The following is a 17,638-nucleotide window of genomic DNA, read 5'->3' on the forward strand; positions in this document are numbered from 1 at the left end:
ATGCAGAACGGGCCGCCATCCCGAAGGATGACGGCCCGTTCAGAGCGTGATGCTTAAGCGTTGCCGCCCGAGAGCTTCTCGCGCAGAGCGGCGAGAGCCTCGTCGTCAGCGAGCGTGCCCGCGCCTGCGACCTCGCTCGAGAAGACCTGGCCACCGAAGTCGTCGCCAGCGGCTGCCTCGGCCTCGGCTGCCTTGGCAACCTGAGCCTTGTGGGCCTCCCAGCGAGCCTGGGCTGCAGCGTACTCCTGCTCCCATGCCTCGCGCTGGGTGTCGAAGCCTTCCTTCCATGCACCGGTCTCGGGGTCGAAGCCCTCCGGGTACTTGTACTCGCCGGCCTCGTCGTACTCGGCGAGCATGCCGTAGAGCGCCGGGTCGAACTCGGTGCCGTTGACGTCGACAGCCTCGTTGGCCTGCTTCAGCGACAGCGAGATGCGGCGACGCTCGAGGTCGATGTCGATGACCTTGACGAAGACCTCTTCGCCGACCGACACGACCTGCTCGGCCAGCTCGACGTGCTTGCTGGAGAGCTCGGAGATGTGGACGAGGCCCTCGATGCCGTCTGCGACGCGAACGAACGCACCGAACGGAACGAGCTTGGTGACCTTACCCGGCGTGACCTGACCGATCGCGTGGGTACGGGCGAAGACCTGCCACGGGTCCTCCTGCGTCGCCTTCAGCGACAGGGAGACGCGCTCGCGGTCGAGGTCGACCTCGAGGATCTCGACGGTGACCTCCTGGCCGACCTCGACGACCTCGGAGGCGTGCTCGATGTGCTTCCAGGACAGCTCGGAGACGTGCACGAGGCCGTCCACGCCGCCCAGGTCGACGAATGCACCGAAGTTGACGATCGACGACACGACACCCTTGCGAACCTGACCCTTGTGCAGGTTGTTCAGGAACGTGGTGCGCGACTCCGACTGCGTCTGCTCGAGCAGCGCACGGCGGCTGAGCACGACGTTGTTGCGGTTCTTGTCGAGCTCGAGGATCTTGGCCTCGATCTCCTGGCCGAGGTACGGCGTGAGATCGCGGACGCGGCGGAGCTCGATGAGCGAAGCCGGAAGGAAGCCACGGAGGCCGATGTCGACGATGAGTCCACCCTTGACGACCTCGATGACCGTACCGGTGACGACGCCGTCGTTCTCCTTGATCTTCTCGACGTCTCCCCAGGCACGCTCGTACTGAGCACGCTTCTTGGAGAGGATGAGACGGCCTTCCTTGTCCTCCTTCTGGAGAACCAGGGCCTCGACCTCGTCGCCGACCTTGACGACCTCGTTGGGGTCTACGTCGTGCTTGATCGAGAGCTCGCGCGAGGGGATGACGCCCTCGGTCTTGTATCCGACATCGAGGAGGACCTCATCGCGGTCGATCTTGACGATCGTTCCTTCGATGATGTCGCCGTCGTTGAAGAACTTCAGGGTCTTCTCGACCGCGGCCAGGAAGTCCTCAGCAGATCCGATGTCGTTGATGGCGACCTGCTTGGTGGCCGGGGCGGTCGTTGCGGTAGTCATGTAGTGGGTTGTCCTTGTGAATGGAGACTCGGGCTGAAGGCTCCGGTCGCGCACGACCGATCACGAGCTCTGCAGCGATTGATTTGGTTTCTGCCACGCAGGCATGCATAGGCACGCCACGAGTGACAATCAAGGCTATCAGATCGCAGCGCGATATGACGGACTCGATACCATCCGCGTTCGCCGCGCTGACAGACTGTCTGCATGCCCCGCGCCGACAAGCTTCTCCTGCTCGACACCGCAAGCCTCTACTTCCGAGCCTTCTACGGAGTACCCGACAAGGTCACGGCACCCGACGGCTCTCCCATCAACGCCGCGCGAGGGCTGCTCGACATGATCGCCAAGCTGGTCACGCTGTATGAGCCGACCCACGTGGTCGCGTGCTGGGACGACGACTGGCGACCCCAGTGGCGCGTCGATCTGATCCCGAGCTACAAGGAGCATCGAGTCGTCGAGGTCGTTCCCGCCGGACCCGACGTCGAAGAGGTTCCGGACCCGTTGGAGGCGCAGATACCGCTGATCCGTCAGACGCTCGGTGCACTCGGCATCCCGATCATCGGTGTCGCCGAGCACGAGGCCGATGACGTCATCGGCACCCTTGCGACCCACGCCACCATGCCGGTCGACATCGTGACGGGCGATCGGGATCTGTTCCAGCTCGTCGACGACTCGAGGAACATCCGCGTCATCTATACGGCTCGGGGAATGAGCAACCTCGAGATCGTCACGGATGCCGTCGTTGTGTCGAAGTACGGAGTGCTGCCCGGCCAGTACGCCGACTTCGCGACGATGCGCGGTGATTCGTCCGACGGCCTGCCCGGCGTTGCGGGGGTCGGGGAGAAGACCGCAGCCACGCTTCTGCAGGCGCATGGCGACCTGGTCGGCATCCGACAGGCGGCCGAAGCCGGAGAGGGCATGAGCGCGGGGGTCCGCTCGAAGATCCTCGCCGCGGCGGACTACCTCGATGTCGCCCCGACGGTGGTCGCGGTGGCGCCCGACCTCGACATCGTGGCGCCGAGCGACCCGCTCCGCCCGCTCGACCCGGCCGAGGTCGACGCTGCTACCGAGCTCGCGGAGAAGTGGAACCTCGGAGGCTCGATGACCCGCGCCGTCGCTGCGATCGCGACAATCGACGGCTGACTCAGCTCGCCCAGGCGAGCAGCCGGTCGAGCCCCCAGGTCGTGATGATGCGGGATGCGGGCACCCCGGCCCGTTCCGCGCGCTCCGCGCCATGGTCGAGGAGCGAGAGCTGACCGGGCGCGTGTGCATCCGAGTCGATGGAGAAGAGGCACCCCGAGTCGAGGGCGATCGCGATCAGCTCGTCTGGCGGATCCTGGCGCTCGGGTCGAGAGTTGATCTCGACGGCCACTCCGTTCTCCGCGCATGCCGCGAACACGGCCGCCGCATCGAACCGGGATTCCGGCCGCGTGCCGCGTTCGCCCTGCACGAGGCGGCCTGTGCAATGGCCGAGGACATTGACGCGCGGATGCGAGACGGCGGCGATCATCCGAGCCGTCATAGGCCTCGCCTCCATGCGCAGTTTGGAATGGACGGAGGCGACGACGATGTCGAGCTCGCCGAGCAGCGCATCCTCCTGGTCGAGCGCACCGTCCTCGAGGATGTCGACCTCGATGCCGGCAAGGAGCGTGAGCCCCTCCCCCGACTCGGCCCGCACGAGCGGGATCTGCTCGCGCAGCCTCTCGGGCGAGAGCCCGCGGGCGACCCTGAGGCGCGGTGAATGGTCGGTGATCGCCTGGTATTCGTGTCCGAGGGCTCGCGCCGCCGCCGCCATCACGGGGATGGGCGTGGTCCCGTCCGACCAGTCCGTGTGCGCGTGCAGATCTCCGCGCAGCTTCGCCCTCAGCGCGGACACCCGCTCCGGCTCGACGTCGCCGCGCAGCTCGACCAGATAGTCGGGCACTTCTCCGCTCTGCGCCTGGCGGATGACCGCGAACGTCGACTCGCCGATCCCCTTCGACGCACGCAGCCTCGTCGGGTCGGCGCGCACATCCTCGGGCAGCTGCTCCAGAGTCGCCGCGGCCTGACGAAAGGCCTTCGCCCGATACCGAGATGCCCGTTCGCGCTCGAGCAGCGAGGCGATCTCGAGCAGAGCGGCTACGGGGTCCATCGTGGTGCCTATGCCGATGCCAGCTCGCGGCTCACGCCGATCCACTGGTCGAGTTTGGCAATGGCGCTGCCGTCGTCGACGGCGGCAGCTGCGCGCTCGTATCCCTCGCGGAGGCGCTCGAGGATCGGGCGCTGCACCTGAGTCGCGTCCTGGGAGAGCTCGAACGCGACGATGCCGGCGGCCGCGTTGAGCAGGACGATGTCTCGCACTGCCCCCTTCTCGCCTTCGAGGGTTCTGCGCAGCACTGCGGCGTTGTGATCAGGGGTTCCGCCGATCAGATCTGCGAGGTCGGCGATCGGGATGCCGAGGTCACGAGGGTCGAGGTCGTGCTCGTGGATGTCGCCGCGCGTGACCTCCCAGATGCGGCTGTGCCCCGTGGTGGTCAGCTCGTCGAGTCCGTCGTCGCCGCGGAACACCAGCGCCGTCGCCCCGCGCGTGCGGAACACGCCCGTGATCAGCGGGACGCGCTCGAGCTGGGCGACGCCTACGGCGTTCGCCTCCGCGCGCGCAGGGTTGCAGAGCGGTCCGAGCATGTTGAAGACGGTGGGAACTCCGAGTTCGGCGCGCACGGCACCCGCGTGCTTGAAGCCGGGGTGGAAGGCGCCCGCCCATGCGAAGGTGATGCCGGTGCGGTCGAGGATCGACGAGACCGCTGCGGGGTCGAGGGTGAGTTCCAACCCGAGTGCGCTCAGCACGTCGGACGACCCGGAGGCCGAGCTGGCGGCACGATTTCCGTGCTTGACGACCGGGATTCCGGTGGCGCCGATGATGACCGCTGCAGTGGTCGAGACGTTGACCGTGCCGACCCGGTCACCCCCGGTGCCGACGATGTCGAGGACGTCAGGCGACACGGGCAGCGGGACCGCCGCCTCGAGGATGGCGTCACGGAAGCCGACGATCTCGTCGATCGTCTCTCCCTTGGCGCGGAGAGCGACGAGGAAGCCTGCGAGCTGGGCCTGCGTGACGTCGCCGCGCATGATCTGCCGCATGGCCCATGTCGACTCCCAGACGCTGAGATCGCGACGCTCCAGGAGAGTGGTGAGCACGTCGGACCAGGTCAGGGAATCAGCCATGTGTGCGATCCTATCGGCGCCGGGAAAACGTGCAGGATCTTCGCGACAGACGCACGGGCGCGCGCCATCCCTCGTTTCCCGCGGATTCACCGAGGATTCGCAGCGTTTTCTTAGGGTCACCTAAGTCGAAATAGGGCCAAACGACGGCCTCCGGTGCGAGAATCATGCCCGCGGATCGGCCATAATGGAAGGGTGACGACCTCAGCGACGTATGCCCCGGCGGCAAGAACGATCAAGCGCCCCAACCCGGTAGCTGTCGGCACCATTGTGTGGCTCGGCAGTGAGGTGATGTTCTTCGCGGGACTCTTCGCGATCTACTTCACGCTCCGCAGCACCTCCCCCGAGCTCTGGGCCGACCGCACCGAACTGCTGAACGTTCCGTTCGCGTTCGTCAACACGGCCATCCTGGTCCTCTCCTCCTTCACGTGCCAGATGGGCGTGTTCGCGGCAGAGGACCTGCAGCCCTACCGCCTCGCCAAGGGCCTCAAGAACGGTGCAGGCCGCCGCCGCCTGTTCGGCTGGGGCATGGTCGAGTGGTTCTTCCTCACCTTCGCACTCGGCTCGATCTTCGTCGCCGGTCAGGTCTGGGAGTACGCGACGCTCGTCGCCGAGGGCATGCCGATCAGCGCAGACTCCTACGCTTCCGCTTTCTACATCACGACGGGCTTCCACGCCCTGCACGTCACCGGCGGTCTGATCGCGTTCCTTCTCGTCATCGGGCGTGCATACGCCGTCAAGAATTTCCGGCACAAAGAGGCGACGTCCTCGATCGTGGTGTCCTACTACTGGCACTTCGTCGACGTCGTCTGGATCGTGCTGTTCGTCGTTATCTACTTCCTGAAATAAGAGCGGAGCTGATCCCCGAGATGGCACGAGAGAAGAAGCGCCGTTCGAATGGCCGTCGCAGCCCACTGGCTGCGGCAGCGCTCATCGGAGCAGGCCTCATGATCACCGGCGCGGTATACGCCGGAACGTCCGCAGCCTTCGCTGCGACCGACACCCAGACCACTGCTGCGAGCACGCTCACGGTCGAGGACGGCGAGAAGCTGTTCACGGCCAACTGCGCCACCTGCCACGGTCTCGACCTGCAGGGGACTGCGAACGGACCGAGCCTCTACGGCGTCGGCGAGCTCGCGACCGAGTTCCAGCTGTCGACGGGCCGCATGCCGCTGCAGATGCAGGGACCGCAGGCTCCCCAGAAGGAGCCGCAGTTCACCGAAGAGCAGATCCTCGCGATCTCCTCCTTCGTGCAGGCATCGGCTCCTGGTCCCACCTTCCCCGAGGATCACATCCTCGACGGTGGCGGAGACGTCGCCAACGGTGCCGAGCTGTTCCGCGTGAACTGCGCGATGTGCCACAACGTGGCAGCAGCCGGTGGCGCACTCACCGAGGGCAAGTACGCCCCGGCGATCACCGAGACCAGCGCACTGCACATGTACGCGGCGATGGTCACGGGACCCCAGAACATGCCCGTCTTCGGCGACATGAACCTGTCGGACGAAGACAAGCGCGACATCATCTCGGCTCTGCTCTACCAGCAGCAGTCCGTGCAGATCGGCGGTTTCTCGCTCGGTTCGCTCGGTCCCGTCTCCGAGGGCCTGTTCGTCTGGATCTTCGGAATCGGCGCGCTCGTCGCCATCACCGTGTGGATCACGGCGAAGTCCAACTGACGCTTATTCATCGAAGAGGAACGTACGAGGAGCACCATGGCACACGACGACGACTCGCAGGCTCTTGACAGGGCCTACCAGCCCTCTCCAGGGCTGGGTGTCGCAGTCAGCGATCCCGTGCAGAACCCGGGGCTGCCGCCGCACCGCGCGCGGATGACCGACAAGGACCCGCGCGCTGAGAAGGCTGCGGAGCGCACGGTCTACACGCTGTTCTATCTCTCGCTGGCAGGAAGCATCTGGGCGGTCGCCGCCTACATGCTCTTCCCGATCGAGAGCGGCGCGCTCATCGACATCCGTCAGAACAACCTCTTCATCGGTCTGGGAATCGCGCTGGCGCTGCTCTCGATCGGCATCGGCGCGATCCACTGGTCCAAGGCGCTGATGAGCGACAAGGAGCACATCGAGCACCGCCACCCCACCCGGGGCAAGGACTCGACGCGAGAGGCCGTCGTCGAAGCGTTCGCCACCGCGAACGAGGAGTCCGGCTTCGGACGACGCACGATGATCCGGAACTCGCTGTTCGCGGCGATCGTGGCCTCGATCATCCCCGGAGTCACGCTCTTCCGTGGTCTCGCCCCGCACAGCACTCCCGACGACCCCACCGCGGGCGACCCGGTGACGCTGCTGAAGCACACCATGTGGGAGAAAGGTCAGCGCCTCGTGCGCGACCCCGACGGCACGCCGATCCGCGCAGCGGATGTCACCCTCGGATCCGCATTCCACGTGATCCCCGAGGACCTCGCCGAGCTCAGCCACCACGACGGCTACCTCGAGGAGAAGGCGAAGGCCATCGTTCTGATGATGCGCCTCCGCCCCGAGCAGCTCACCGAGGCCGAAGACCGCAAGGACTGGTCGTACGACGGCATCGTCGCGTACTCGAAGGTCTGCACGCACGTCGGGTGCCCCGTGGCGCTCTACGAGCAGCAAACCCACCACCTCCTCTGCCCCTGTCACCAGTCGCAGTTCGACGTCACGGATCACGCCAAGGTCATCTTCGGACCGGCCGCACGTCCGCTGCCGCAGCTGCCCATCACCGTCGACGACGAGGGCTACCTCGTCGCACGCAGTGACTTCACCGAGCCCGTCGGCCCGAGCTTCTGGGAGCGCCATTGAGCACCGCAACGCTGTCCAAAGAGGACAAGGACAACAAGGCGCCTCTCGGCGGTCGATTCGTCGGCGCCGCGTCGAACTACATCGATGAGCGCACCAGCATCTCCGGCTTCGTCAAGGAGCTCGGTCGCAAGATCTTCCCCGACCACTGGTCGTTCATGCTGGGCGAGATCGCGCTGTGGAGCTTCGTGGTCGTGTTCCTCTCGGGAACCTTCCTGACCTTCTTCTTCGACGCCTCGATGGTCGAGACGCACTACACGGGCGCATACGCACCGATGCGCGGAATCGCGATGTCGGCGGCTCTCGAGTCGTCCCTGCACATCTCGTTCGATCTCCGCGGTGGCCTTCTGGTGCGCCAGATCCACCACTGGGCCGCACTGGTCTTCGTCGCCGGAATCGGCGTGCACATGCTGCGCGTCTTCTTCACAGGTGCGTTCCGCAAGCCTCGCGAGCTCAACTGGGTGATCGGCTTCGTGCTGTTCGTCCTCGCGATGGCAGAGGGCTTCACCGGCTACTCGCTCCCCGACGACCTCCTCTCGGGCAACGGCCTGCGCATCATCGACGGAATGATCAAGGGCATCCCGCTGATCGGCACATGGACGTCGTTCCTTCTCTTCGGTGGCGAGTTCCCCGGCACCGCCATCGTCGGCCGCCTCTACACTCTGCACATCCTGCTGCTTCCGCTGCTGGTGATCGGCCTCATCGCCGTGCACCTGATGCTGATGATCGTCAACAAGCACACGCAGTTCGCCGGCCCCGGCCGCACGAACGACAACGTCGTCGGCTACCCGATGATGCCCGTGTACATGTCGAAGATGGGTGGCTACCTGTTCATCGTGTTCGGCACGATCGTGCTGATCGCGACGTTCTTCCAGATCAACCCGATCTGGAACTACGGCCCGTACGACCCCTCCCCCGTCTCGGCCGGTACCCAGCCTGACTGGTACATCGGCTTCGCGGACGGTGCACTGCGTCTGGCGCCGTCGAACCTCGACGTGGTCTTCCTCGATCACACCTGGTCGTTCGGAATCCTGCTGCCGCTGGTGGTTCTCGGTCTGTTCATCGTGCTCGTCGCGATCTACCCGTTCATCGAGGCCTGGGTCACGGGAGACAAGCGCGAGCACCACATCGCTCAGCGCCCTCGCAACGCAGCGACCCGCACCGCCATCGGCGTCGCCGGCGTCATCTTCTACGCCGTCCTGTGGGCTGCAGCATCGTCCGACCTCATCGCGACGCACTTCATGCTCACGATGGAGGGCGTGATCCACGCGCTTCAGGCACTGCTGTTCGTCGGACCGGTTCTCGGGTACTTCATCGCGAAGCGGATCGCGCTCGCTCTGCAGAAGAAGGACCGGGAGATCGTGCTTCACGGCTTCGAGTCCGGCCGTATCGTCCGCCTTCCCGGCGGTGAGTTCATCGAGGTCCACCAGCCGGTCGACAAGTACGACCGCTGGAAGCTCATCGATGTCGACGGCTACGAGCCGCTGGTCGTGCGCCCCAATGCGAAGGGACGCATCTCGTGGACCGAGAACCTGCGCTCCTCCATCTCGCGCTGGTTCTTCGAGGACCGTCTCGCTCCCCTCACTCAGGCCGAGATCGAGGCTGCGGATGCGCACCAGCATCACGTCACCGCACAGAACGACGAGACCGAAGCGGCCGAGATCCAGGGCGCTCACGAGCGCGCCGGCGTCCCCGATGCTCCTCTCACCGCCAGCGAGACCCACGTCGATGAGACCGCGAACACTCCCAGCACGGTCATCTCGACCGAGCCGGTGAAGAAGCCTCGCAAGAAGAAGTCTGAGGACGGCGAGTAATATCTCCCATCCCGCGAAAGGGCCCTGTTCGATTCTCGGACAGGGCCCTTTCGCATTCGGGAGCCATCCATGTGCGCGTGGCAGGATCGTGACATGAGCTCAGCAGTCCAACTCATCCGTTCCGCCGACCTCGCCGCCGCACCATACGCGTATGCAGCGACAGCCCCAGCCGGGTCTCGGCTCATCTTCTTCGCCGGGGCCTGCCCGCTCGAAGACGACGGCAGCACGACAGCCCCTGGTGACTACTCCGCACAGGCCGCACGCTGCGTCGAGACGCTCGACATCGCCCTGCGTGCCAGTGGTGCCACGCGGTCAGACATCATCAACACACGCGTCCTCGTGGCGTCCTCGTCCCAGGACGACCTGGTGGCCGCCTGGGACGTCGTCCACGCGGCCTTCGGTGACCACGATGTGCCGAGCACCCTGATGGGAGTCACCGTGCTCGGGTACGACCATCAGCTGGTGGAGATCGAAGCGGTCGCGGCCGTCACGGAGGATGCGCGATGAGCGAACTCATCCGACCGGCAGTCGCCGAAGACGCGGAGGTGCTGCATGCCATCGAGACACAGGCCGACGCCCTCCTGATCAGCAGCCTGGGTGCGCCGGAATGGCCACCCGCAGGCGACGGAGGTGCGCGACTCGCAGCTGCGGGGTTCGTCCTCGTGCTCGAAGATCCCAGCAGCTCCTCCCCCGTCGGCTTCGTGCACGTGCTCGACGCGGACGGCCATGCGCACCTGGAGCAGCTCTCCGTGCTTCCGTCTTCCACACGTCAGGGCTTCGGGCGCCGACTCGTCGGCGCCGCCCTCGATGCGGCACGCGAGCGTGGCTACACTCGCATGACCCTGCGGACGTACGCAGAGATCCCCTGGAACGGTCCGTTCTACTCGTCGTGCGGCTTCCTCGAGAGCATCCCTGAGACGCCGTTCCAGCGCGGCCTGGTCGACACCGAGACCTCTCTCGGGCTCGACCGATACGGCCGTCGGGTGCAGATGACCGTCGAGCTCTGACTCGCGCATCGAGATTGGCGGGATCAGACCTGTCGTCGTCGGGAAGACGACGGCGGATGCACCCACGCGTCCCTAGGCTGAGGGCATGATCGATCGCGCTGAGTACTATGCCGCCAAACTCGCCTACGAGACCGATGCGAGCGATGTGTACGCCGCGCTCCAGGCCGGAGACAGCGTCGTCATCATCGATGTCCGCTCCGACGAGGCATGGGCGCAGGGACGCGTCGCCGGGGCCACGCACATGCACTACAGCGAGATCGCGAGTCGCGCGCCGGCTGAGATACCGGCAGGCTCCGCGGTGGTGGTCTACTGCTGGAGCCCAGGGTGCAATGCCGGCGCGAAAGGCGCTCTCGAGTTCGCGAAGCTCGGATACGCGGTTCGGGAGATGATCGGCGGTTTCGAGTACTGGGTCAGGGAGGGCTATCCCGTGGAAGATGCCGACGGCGTGCACCGACGCCCTGTCGACCCGCTGACCGGCATCGCCCGCATCCGCTCGCGGGCGTAACCGCTACATGCAGAAAGCCCCTGGGACCGGGTCCCAGGGGCTTTCTCACTGTATGTCAGCGGGCGAAGTTGCCGCGGTAGTACTCGTAGACCCAGCCGATGATCGCGACCACGAAGATCGCAAGACCGATCGGGAGCAGGAACTGTCCGACGGCGAGGCCCACCACGAAGATGCCGGCGGATCCCGCCAGCACGATCGGCCACCAGGACCACGGGCTGAACTCGCCGAGTTCGGGGTCACCGTCATCGATGTCACTCGTCAGGATGTCCTCGGGCAGCTCACCGTTCTGAGCCTTGTGGGTGCGGTCGAGGTAGAACGCGATCATCGCGCCCATGAACGCCGCGAAGAACAGCGCAACGGTTCCGACCCATTCGATCCGCATGGCGAAGTTGTCCGACGGCGTGGCAAGGATGTGCCAGCCGGTGTAGACGACTCCGACCAGGGCGAAGAAGGCGGTCAGGACCCACCAGAGGATGACGTTGTCGCGCATGGCTCAGTGGCCCTCTCGCTCGCCGGGTGCGGCATGTGTGAACTCCGCCGCCTCCGGGTGGTTCAGGTCGAATGCAGGACGCTCGCTGCGGATGCGCGGGATCGACGTGAAGTTGTGGCGCGGCGGCGGGCAGGAGGTCGCCCACTCGAGCGAAGCTCCGTAGCCCCACGGGTCGTTGACCGTGACCTTGGGTGCCTTGCGAGCCGTGATCCAGACGTTCAGGAAGAACGGCAGCATGGACGCACCGAGGATGATCGCACCGATCGTCGAGACCTGGTTCTGCCAGGTCCAGCCGTCAGCCGCCGAGTAGTCGGCGTAGCGACGCACCATGCCGTCGACACCCAGCCAGTGCTGGATGAGGAAGGTCATGTGGAAGCCGATGAACAGCATCCAGAAGTGCACGTAGCCGAGACGCTCGTTGAGCATGCGTCCTGTCCACTTCGGCCACCAGAAGTAGAAGCCTGCGAACATCGCGAAGACCACGGTGCCGAAGACGACGTAGTGGAAGTGTGCCACGACGAAGTACGAGTCCGACAGCGCGAAGTCGAGCGGCGGAGCCGCGAGGATCACACCGGTCAGACCTCCGAACACGAAGGAGACCAGGAAGCCGAGTGCGAACACCATCGGCGTCTCGAACGTCACGGACCCACGCCAGAGCGTGCCGATCCAGTTGAAGATCTTCACACCCGTCGGCACCGCGATGAGCATCGTCATCAGCGCGAAGAACGGCAGCAGCACCGAGCCGGTCACGTACATGTGGTGAGCCCACACGGCGACGGACAGTGCGGCGATCGCGATCGTCGCGTAGACGAGGGTCTTGTATCCGAAGATCGGCTTGCGGCTGAAGACCGGGAAGATCTCGGACACGATGCCGAAGAACGGCAGGGCGATGATGTACACCTCGGGGTGACCGAAGAACCAGAAGAGGTGCTGCCAGAGCAGGACACCGCCGTTGGCCGGGTCATAGATGTGAGCGCCGAGCACGCGGTCGGCGCCGGCGGCGAAGATCGCCGCTGCGAGCACCGGGAAGGCCATCAGGATGAGGAGGCTCGTGATGAGCGTGTTCCACGAGAAGATCGGCATGCGCCACATCGTCATACCCGGGGCACGCATCGTGATCACCGTGGTGATGAAGTTCACTGCGCCGAGGATGGTGCCGAAGCCCGAGATTCCGAGACCCAGCATCCAGAGGTTTCCACCGGCACCCGGCGAGAACGACGCACTGGCGAGCGGCTGATAGGCGAACCAGCCGAACGAGGCCGCACCCTGAGGGGTGAGGAAGCCGGCGACCGCGATCGTGGATCCGAAGAGGAACAGCCAGAACGCGAACGCGTTGAGACGCGGGAACGCCACGTCCGGTGCGCCGAGCTGGAGCGGCAGGATCGCATTCGCGAACCCGGCGAAGAGCGGCGTCGCGAACATGAGGAGCATGATCGTGCCGTGCATCGTGAAGAGCTGGTTGTACTGCTCCTTGGTCGGGATGATCTGCATCCCGGGAGCGAACAGCTCTGCGCGGATGACGAGGGCCATCACGCCACCGAGGAGGAAGAACAGCACCGAGGCGATGAGGTACATGTACCCGATCGTCTTGTGGTCGGTGGAGGTGATCCACTTGACGACGATGTTGCCCTTCTGCTCGACGCGCGACGTGCTCATGAGAGCGGCCTGGCGCGCGGGCAGAGTGGTGGGTCGAGAGCGAGGGGCCTCGTCGGTGCGGGGGGCTTCAGTGGTCGACATGGCTTACTCCTCTCCTTCCTCGGAGGTCGGGGCGGTTGTCCCGGGGTAGTTCGACAGACGGTCGTAGGCGTCCGTGATGTCTCCGGTGTTGCCTTCCTCCTCGAGCGACTGGAGGTAGGCGTCGTACTCGTCCTGCTCGACGACCTTGACGTTGAAGAGCATCATCGAGTGGTACTCGCCACACAGCTCGGCGCACTTGCCGGCGTACTCGCCGACACGCGTCGGGATGAAGGACCAGGAGTTGTCCTTCCCGATGTACATGTCCTTCTTGTAGAGGAAGTCGATGATCCAGAAGGAGTGGATGACGTCGCGGGACTGGAGGTTGATCGTGACCTTCTGGTCGACCGGCAGCACCAGAGTCGGAAGCTGCGCCTGGTCGATGTTGCCCTCTGCATCGGGCTGAGCCTGGATTCCCATGGTCCAGACGGCGTCGGAGTTGTCCTCCTCGTCGCCGTCGTACTGGAAGTCCCACGCCCACTGCTTGGCGATCGCCGTGATCTCGACGTCGGGCTCTTCCCACTTCGCCTCGATCGCCGACTGGTCACGAGCCGTGAAGAAGAACATGCCCAGCACGAGTATCAGCGGCACGACCGTGTAGAAGATCTCGATCGGCATGTTGTAACGCATCTGCACCGGCAGACCCGTCTGGCCCTTGCGACGACGGTAGGCGATCGCGGCCCAGGCCATCAGGCCCCAGGTGATCACGCCGACAGCGAGGAGGACGATCCAGGAGTTGACCCAGAGCGAGGACACGCGCTCGGTCTGGTTGGTGGCCGCAGGCTCACCCTCCACGAAGCCCGGGAGGTAACCGTTCAGCTCAGTGGCAGTACATCCCGCCAGGGCCACGGCTGCCGCTACTCCCAGGGGGAGAGCGGCCCAACGAAGGCGGCGTTTCGAGGGCACGATGCACCTTTCAGATTGCGGACAGGGCACACCCAAGTCTAGGGCAACCTCACACCTGATTCATGCCAACCACGCAGGTTGGCGAGAGGGTCCGGATCAGTGGAAGCTGTCTCCACAGGCGCAGCTGCCCGCGGCGTTGGGGTTGTCGATCGTGAAGCCCTGCTCGGAGATCGTGTCCTTGAAGTCGATCGATGCGCCGTCGAGATACGGGACGCTCATGTTGTCGATGATGACCTCGACGCCGTCGAAGTCGACGGTCTCGTCGCCCTCGAGGAATCGCTCGTCGAAGTACAGCTGGTAGATCAGGCCGGAGCATCCTCCGGGCTGGACGGCGACGCGCAGACGCAGGTCGTCACGGCCCTCCTGCTCGAGGAGGTTCTTGACCTTGATGGCCGCGGCGTCTGTCAGCTTCACGCCGTGCGCCTGGGTGGTCTCTGCGGAAGTCAGTGTGGTGTCGCTCATGTCGCTCCTTCGGACGGGCCGTGCTCGCACGGCTGGTAACTCGATTTTACCCTCAGCCTCGACGATCGGGCTCAGATGATGATGTCGTTCATCCGCGAGAGCAGCAGCGCCTCCGTCGCCACCGCGTGGCGGAACGTGTCGAGGTGCAGTGATTCGTTGGGGCTGTGTGCCCGCGAGTGCGGGTCCTCGACGCCGGTCACGAGGATCTGCGCATCGGGGAACTCGCGCACGAGATCGGCGATGAACGGGATCGAACCGCCGACACCGAGGTCGACGGGCGGCACTCCGTAGCCGTCCCGCATGGCATCGCGGGTGAGCGCGACGGCCCAGCCGCTGGTGTCGACGAGGAAGCCGTTGCCGAGATCGACGTCGGAGAAGGTCAACTCTGCGCCGTACGGCGCGTTCGCGCGCAGGTGCGCCTCGAGGGCGGCGTACGCCTCCTCACCGGTCTGGCCGGGCGCGACCCGCGCGCTCACGACGACCGTCACCTCCGGGAGGAGGGTGTTCGACGCCGCAGCGACACTGGTCGCGTCGATGCCGATGACGGTCACCGACGGCTTGTTCCAGATCCGGCCGAGGATGCTGCCGCCGCCGATCGGCGACGTGCCGGGCAGGAGGCCTGCTTCATCTCGAAGCGTCTCCTCGCTGTATTCGGGCGTGGGCGCCTCTCGCTCGGTCATCCCGTCGACCGCGACGGAGCCGTCTTCGTTCCAGAGCGTCGAGAGCATCTTGACCGTGGCCATCATCGCGTCGGGGACGGCGCCGCCGAACATCCCCGAGTGCGACGCGTGATCGAGCGTGCGCACGCGCACGGTGAATCGTGCGTTGCCGCGCAGCGAGACCGTGAGACCAGGTGTCACCGAATCCCAGTTCCCCGAGTCCGCGACCACGATGGCATCGGCACGGAGTGCCTCCTTGTTGTCCGAGAGGAACTGCGCGAAGGAACGGGAGCCGTACTCCTCCTCACCCTCGATGAACATCGCGATGCCCAGTTCGAGGTCGTCACCGACGACCTCGGCTACGGCACGGATCGAGGCGATATGGGCCATGATCCCCGCCTTGTCGTCGGCAGCGCCCCGACCGTACAGACGTCCGTCGCGCACGGTGGGCTCGAACGGCGGCGTCTCCCATAGAGCGTCGTCACCCGGAGGCTGCACATCGTGGTGTGCGTAGAGCAGAATGGTCGGCTTGCCGTTGCGCGCCGCGCGTGTCGCGAGCACCGCCGGTTGCCCGTGCTCGTCGGTGCCCGGGATCGCGGCACGGAGAACGCGCACATCGTCGAACACCCCGGTGGCCGTGGCGAGTGCGGCGACGGCCTCGGAGCTGCGCTCGAGCTGCGTCTGGTCGAACGCGGGCCACGCCATGCCGGGGATGCGGACGAGCGCACCCAGGTCGCTCAGCGCCGCCGGCAACCCCGTCGACACCGCCTCCAGGACGGCCGGTTCGCGTTCGCTGGACAGATTCTGTTCGCCGGGCTGGGCAGGAGATGTCATGCGAGTAATCTTAAGGTGATCCGCCTTCACTGAACCGAGGAACCTCGTGGCCACTACCCCTGTCCCCCCTTCGACGAACGACGACGCCCCCGAGACGCCTGCGTCGGGCAAGGGACGCGCGACGCCGACCCGGGCCGAGCAGGAGGCTGCTCGCCGTCGACCTCTGGTCGCGAACACCAAAGAAGCGAAGGCCGCGGCGCGCGCAGAGCTCAACGAGCGACGCAACCGGGCACAGGCCGGCCTCGCTGCCGGCGAAGAGAAGTACCTGCCGGCTCGCGACAAGGGGCCGCAGCGCCGTTGGGTCCGTGACTACGTCGACGCCGGTTGGCACCCTGCCGAGTTCGTCATGGGCGTCATGGTGCTCGTCATCCTGGTCTCGCTTCTGCCCGCGAACCTCGCCATCGGCGGGTTCGCCATCGCCGGCTGGGCCTACCTCGTGATGATGGCGTACCTGATCCTCGCGATCGGCGGCATGGTGCTGCTGGGCATGCGAGTCAAGCGCAAGATCGCCGCGAAGTTCGGCAAGGAGCGCATGGAGCGCGGCCTCGGATGGTATGCCGCGATGCGGTCGCTGCAGATGCGGTTCATGCGCCTGCCCAAGCCTCAGGTGAAGCGCGGCGACTACCCCGCCTGATCCCAGGACTTCCACGAGAGGCGTCTCCTGCTCCCCGAGCACGAGGCGCCTTTCGCCTATGCGGGCGCGGCGGCTCAGCGAGCTACGAGACCCCGGTTGATCTCGCGACCCCAGAAGGGACCGCGGTACAGGAAGGCCGTGTAGCCCTGCACGAGCGTCGCTCCGGCTTCGAGCCGCTCCTGAACGTCGGACGGCGTCTCCACTCCCCCGACGGCGATGACGCAGAACTCCGAGGGCACGGCCGAGCGCACGAGACGAAGCACCTGCAGGGAACGCTCCTTGAGCGGAGCGCCCGAGAGTCCACCCGCTCCGATCTCCGCGACCGTCGCTGAATCGGTCGTGAGACCGTCCCTGCTGATCGTGGTGTTGTGAGCGATGATTCCGGCGAGCCCCTCATCGACCGCGAGCTTCGCGATGGCGACGATCTCCTCGTCTGAGAGATCAGGGGCGATCTTGACGAGCAGCGGAGTCTCTCCGGATGCTGCTCGCACCGCCCTGAGCAGCGGAGCCAGCGTCTCGACGGCCTGAAGCCCCCGAAGTCCGGGAGTGTTCGGCGATGAGACGTTGACCGCCAGGTAGTCGGCGAGCGGGGCCAGCCTCGTCGCGGAGGCCACATAGTCGGCTGTGGCGTTCTCGACATCGACGACACGACTCTTGCCGATGTTCACGCCGATGACCGTGTCGGGTGCACCGCGCCGCAGTCGCGCGAGTCGCCGAGCGGCGGCATCCGCGCCCTCATTGTTGAACCCCATGCGGTTGATGACCGCTCGATCGGCGATCAGACGGAACAGCCGGGGCTTCGGGTTGCCGTCCTGCGGGATCGCCGTGACGGTGCCCACCTCGACGTGTCCGAAACCGAGCGCGGCGAGACCACGGACGCCGACGGCGTTCTTGTCGAATCCGGCCGCGATCCCGAAGGGAGAGGAGAAGGTCAGGCCGAGAGCCTGAACCTGCAGGGACGGGTCGGGCCTCGTCAGCGCCCGCGTCGCCCAGGAGAACGGCGGCGCCCCGAGCACGCGGATCACCGCCATACCGGCGTGGTGGGCGAACTCAGGGTCGAAGCGCGAGAGGACAGCGCGAAAGAGCAGCGGATACATCCCTGCC

General features: G+C 65.9%; 18 protein-coding genes. 9 read left to right on the forward strand and 9 right to left on the reverse strand.

Features of this window, described 5'->3' with window-relative positions; all coding sequences use genetic code 11:
• Positions 1-53 precede the first annotated feature (53 nt).
• Positions 54-1,508, reverse strand: coding sequence for a 30S ribosomal protein S1 (gene rpsA / locus FIV50_RS10670; RefSeq protein ID WP_056377208.1), 1,455 nt, complete (start codon positions 1,506-1,508; stop codon positions 54-56).
• A gap of 204 nt (positions 1,509-1,712) precedes the next feature.
• On the opposite strand from rpsA, the gene FIV50_RS10675 reads away from it, so the two are divergent.
• The gene (locus FIV50_RS10675; RefSeq protein WP_140037419.1) at positions 1,713-2,648 is read left to right on the forward strand and encodes a 5'-3' exonuclease; all 936 of its coding nucleotides are present in this window, start codon (positions 1,713-1,715) and stop codon (positions 2,646-2,648) included.
• A gap of 1 nt (position 2,649) precedes the next feature.
• Here the strand turns inward: FIV50_RS10675 and FIV50_RS10680 are convergent, their stop codons facing one another.
• Positions 2,650-3,636 (reverse strand): PHP domain-containing protein, encoded by a 987-nt coding sequence (locus FIV50_RS10680; protein ID WP_140037420.1) that lies wholly within the window; start codon positions 3,634-3,636, stop codon positions 2,650-2,652.
• Positions 3,637-3,644: 8 nt separating this feature from the next.
• A complete protein-coding gene (gene trpD / locus FIV50_RS10685; RefSeq protein WP_140037421.1) occupies positions 3,645-4,709 on the reverse strand; it encodes an anthranilate phosphoribosyltransferase in 1,065 nt (354 codons plus the stop codon).
• A 192-nt stretch (positions 4,710-4,901) separates the two neighbouring features.
• On the opposite strand from trpD, the gene ctaE reads away from it, so the two are divergent.
• The 7 genes from ctaE to FIV50_RS10720 all read left to right on the forward strand — a co-directional run bounded on the left by ctaE (position 4,902) and on the right by FIV50_RS10720 (position 10,815).
• On the forward strand, positions 4,902-5,555 hold the full coding sequence (gene ctaE / locus FIV50_RS10690; RefSeq protein ID WP_140037422.1) for an aa3-type cytochrome oxidase subunit III: 654 nt from the start codon (positions 4,902-4,904) through the stop codon (positions 5,553-5,555).
• Between the two features lie 20 nt (positions 5,556-5,575).
• Positions 5,576-6,379, forward strand: coding sequence for a cytochrome bc1 complex diheme cytochrome c subunit (gene qcrC, locus FIV50_RS10695; protein ID WP_140037423.1), 804 nt, complete (start codon positions 5,576-5,578; stop codon positions 6,377-6,379).
• Between the two features lie 36 nt (positions 6,380-6,415).
• Positions 6,416-7,492, forward strand: coding sequence for a cytochrome bc1 complex Rieske iron-sulfur subunit (gene qcrA, locus FIV50_RS10700; protein WP_140037424.1), 1,077 nt, complete (start codon positions 6,416-6,418; stop codon positions 7,490-7,492).
• The gene (gene qcrB, locus FIV50_RS10705; RefSeq protein ID WP_140037425.1) at positions 7,489-9,303 is read left to right on the forward strand and encodes a cytochrome bc1 complex cytochrome b subunit; all 1,815 of its coding nucleotides are present in this window, start codon (positions 7,489-7,491) and stop codon (positions 9,301-9,303) included. The genes qcrA and qcrB overlap by 4 nt, the downstream gene beginning before the upstream one ends.
• Before the next feature lie 93 nt (positions 9,304-9,396).
• Positions 9,397-9,810, forward strand: coding sequence for a RidA family protein (locus FIV50_RS10710; protein ID WP_140037426.1), 414 nt, complete (start codon positions 9,397-9,399; stop codon positions 9,808-9,810).
• Positions 9,807-10,310, forward strand: coding sequence for a GNAT family N-acetyltransferase (locus tag FIV50_RS10715; protein ID WP_140037427.1), 504 nt, complete (start codon positions 9,807-9,809; stop codon positions 10,308-10,310). The genes FIV50_RS10710 and FIV50_RS10715 overlap by 4 nt, the downstream gene beginning before the upstream one ends.
• A gap of 85 nt (positions 10,311-10,395) precedes the next feature.
• On the forward strand, positions 10,396-10,815 hold the full coding sequence (locus FIV50_RS10720) for a rhodanese-like domain-containing protein (protein ID WP_140037428.1): 420 nt from the start codon (positions 10,396-10,398) through the stop codon (positions 10,813-10,815).
• A gap of 55 nt (positions 10,816-10,870) precedes the next feature.
• Here the strand turns inward: FIV50_RS10720 and FIV50_RS10725 are convergent, their stop codons facing one another.
• The 5 genes from FIV50_RS10725 to FIV50_RS10745 form a co-directional block, all read right to left on the reverse strand.
• Positions 10,871-11,305, reverse strand: coding sequence for a cytochrome c oxidase subunit 4 (locus FIV50_RS10725; protein ID WP_140037429.1), 435 nt, complete (start codon positions 11,303-11,305; stop codon positions 10,871-10,873).
• A gap of 3 nt (positions 11,306-11,308) precedes the next feature.
• A complete protein-coding gene (gene ctaD / locus FIV50_RS10730; RefSeq protein WP_181164200.1) occupies positions 11,309-13,042 on the reverse strand; it encodes an aa3-type cytochrome oxidase subunit I in 1,734 nt (577 codons plus the stop codon).
• 3 nt (positions 13,043-13,045) lie between these two features.
• The gene (gene ctaC / locus FIV50_RS10735) at positions 13,046-13,945 is read right to left on the reverse strand and encodes an aa3-type cytochrome oxidase subunit II (protein ID WP_140037430.1); all 900 of its coding nucleotides are present in this window, start codon (positions 13,943-13,945) and stop codon (positions 13,046-13,048) included.
• 96 nt (positions 13,946-14,041) lie between these two features.
• The gene (gene erpA / locus FIV50_RS10740) at positions 14,042-14,407 is read right to left on the reverse strand and encodes an iron-sulfur cluster insertion protein ErpA (RefSeq protein ID WP_042538408.1); all 366 of its coding nucleotides are present in this window, start codon (positions 14,405-14,407) and stop codon (positions 14,042-14,044) included.
• Between the two features lie 71 nt (positions 14,408-14,478).
• A complete protein-coding gene (locus FIV50_RS10745; protein ID WP_140037431.1) occupies positions 14,479-15,900 on the reverse strand; it encodes a dipeptidase in 1,422 nt (473 codons plus the stop codon).
• A 46-nt stretch (positions 15,901-15,946) separates the two neighbouring features.
• Between FIV50_RS10745 and FIV50_RS10750 the strand changes: the two genes are divergently transcribed.
• Positions 15,947-16,534 (forward strand): DUF3043 domain-containing protein, encoded by a 588-nt coding sequence (locus FIV50_RS10750; RefSeq protein WP_140037432.1) that lies wholly within the window; start codon positions 15,947-15,949, stop codon positions 16,532-16,534.
• A 74-nt stretch (positions 16,535-16,608) separates the two neighbouring features.
• Here the strand turns inward: FIV50_RS10750 and FIV50_RS10755 are convergent, their stop codons facing one another.
• Positions 16,609-17,631 (reverse strand): quinone-dependent dihydroorotate dehydrogenase, encoded by a 1,023-nt coding sequence (locus FIV50_RS10755; protein WP_140037433.1) that lies wholly within the window; start codon positions 17,629-17,631, stop codon positions 16,609-16,611.
• Between the last annotated feature and the right edge of the window lie 7 nt (positions 17,632-17,638).

The sequence above is a fragment of the Microbacterium foliorum genome, from assembly GCF_006385575.1.
In the GTDB taxonomy this organism is placed as follows: Bacteria; Actinomycetota; Actinomycetes; order Actinomycetales; family Microbacteriaceae; genus Microbacterium; species Microbacterium foliorum_B.

Coding starts and splice junctions, on each gene's coding strand:
- FIV50_RS10725 (WP_140037429.1), bottom strand. CDS start 11,305: ATGCGCGACAACGTCATCCTCTGGTGGGTCCTGACCGCCTTCTTCGCC.
- ctaD (WP_181164200.1), bottom strand. CDS start 13,042: ATGTCGACCACTGAAGCCCCCCGCACCGACGAGGCCCCTCGCTCTCGA.
- FIV50_RS10745 (WP_140037431.1), bottom strand. CDS start 15,900: ATGACATCTCCTGCCCAGCCCGGCGAACAGAATCTGTCCAGCGAACGC.
- FIV50_RS10710 (WP_140037426.1), top strand. CDS start 9,397: ATGAGCTCAGCAGTCCAACTCATCCGTTCCGCCGACCTCGCCGCCGCA.
- FIV50_RS10755 (WP_140037433.1), bottom strand. CDS start 17,631: ATGTATCCGCTGCTCTTTCGCGCTGTCCTCTCGCGCTTCGACCCTGAG.
- qcrA (WP_140037424.1), top strand. CDS start 6,416: ATGGCACACGACGACGACTCGCAGGCTCTTGACAGGGCCTACCAGCCC.
- FIV50_RS10680 (WP_140037420.1), bottom strand. CDS start 3,636: ATGGACCCCGTAGCCGCTCTGCTCGAGATCGCCTCGCTGCTCGAGCGC.
- erpA (WP_042538408.1), bottom strand. CDS start 14,407: ATGAGCGACACCACACTGACTTCCGCAGAGACCACCCAGGCGCACGGC.
- FIV50_RS10720 (WP_140037428.1), top strand. CDS start 10,396: ATGATCGATCGCGCTGAGTACTATGCCGCCAAACTCGCCTACGAGACC.
- trpD (WP_140037421.1), bottom strand. CDS start 4,709: ATGGCTGATTCCCTGACCTGGTCCGACGTGCTCACCACTCTCCTGGAG.
- FIV50_RS10675 (WP_140037419.1), top strand. CDS start 1,713: ATGCCCCGCGCCGACAAGCTTCTCCTGCTCGACACCGCAAGCCTCTAC.
- qcrC (WP_140037423.1), top strand. CDS start 5,576: ATGGCACGAGAGAAGAAGCGCCGTTCGAATGGCCGTCGCAGCCCACTG.
- FIV50_RS10715 (WP_140037427.1), top strand. CDS start 9,807: ATGAGCGAACTCATCCGACCGGCAGTCGCCGAAGACGCGGAGGTGCTG.
- rpsA (WP_056377208.1), bottom strand. CDS start 1,508: ATGACTACCGCAACGACCGCCCCGGCCACCAAGCAGGTCGCCATCAAC.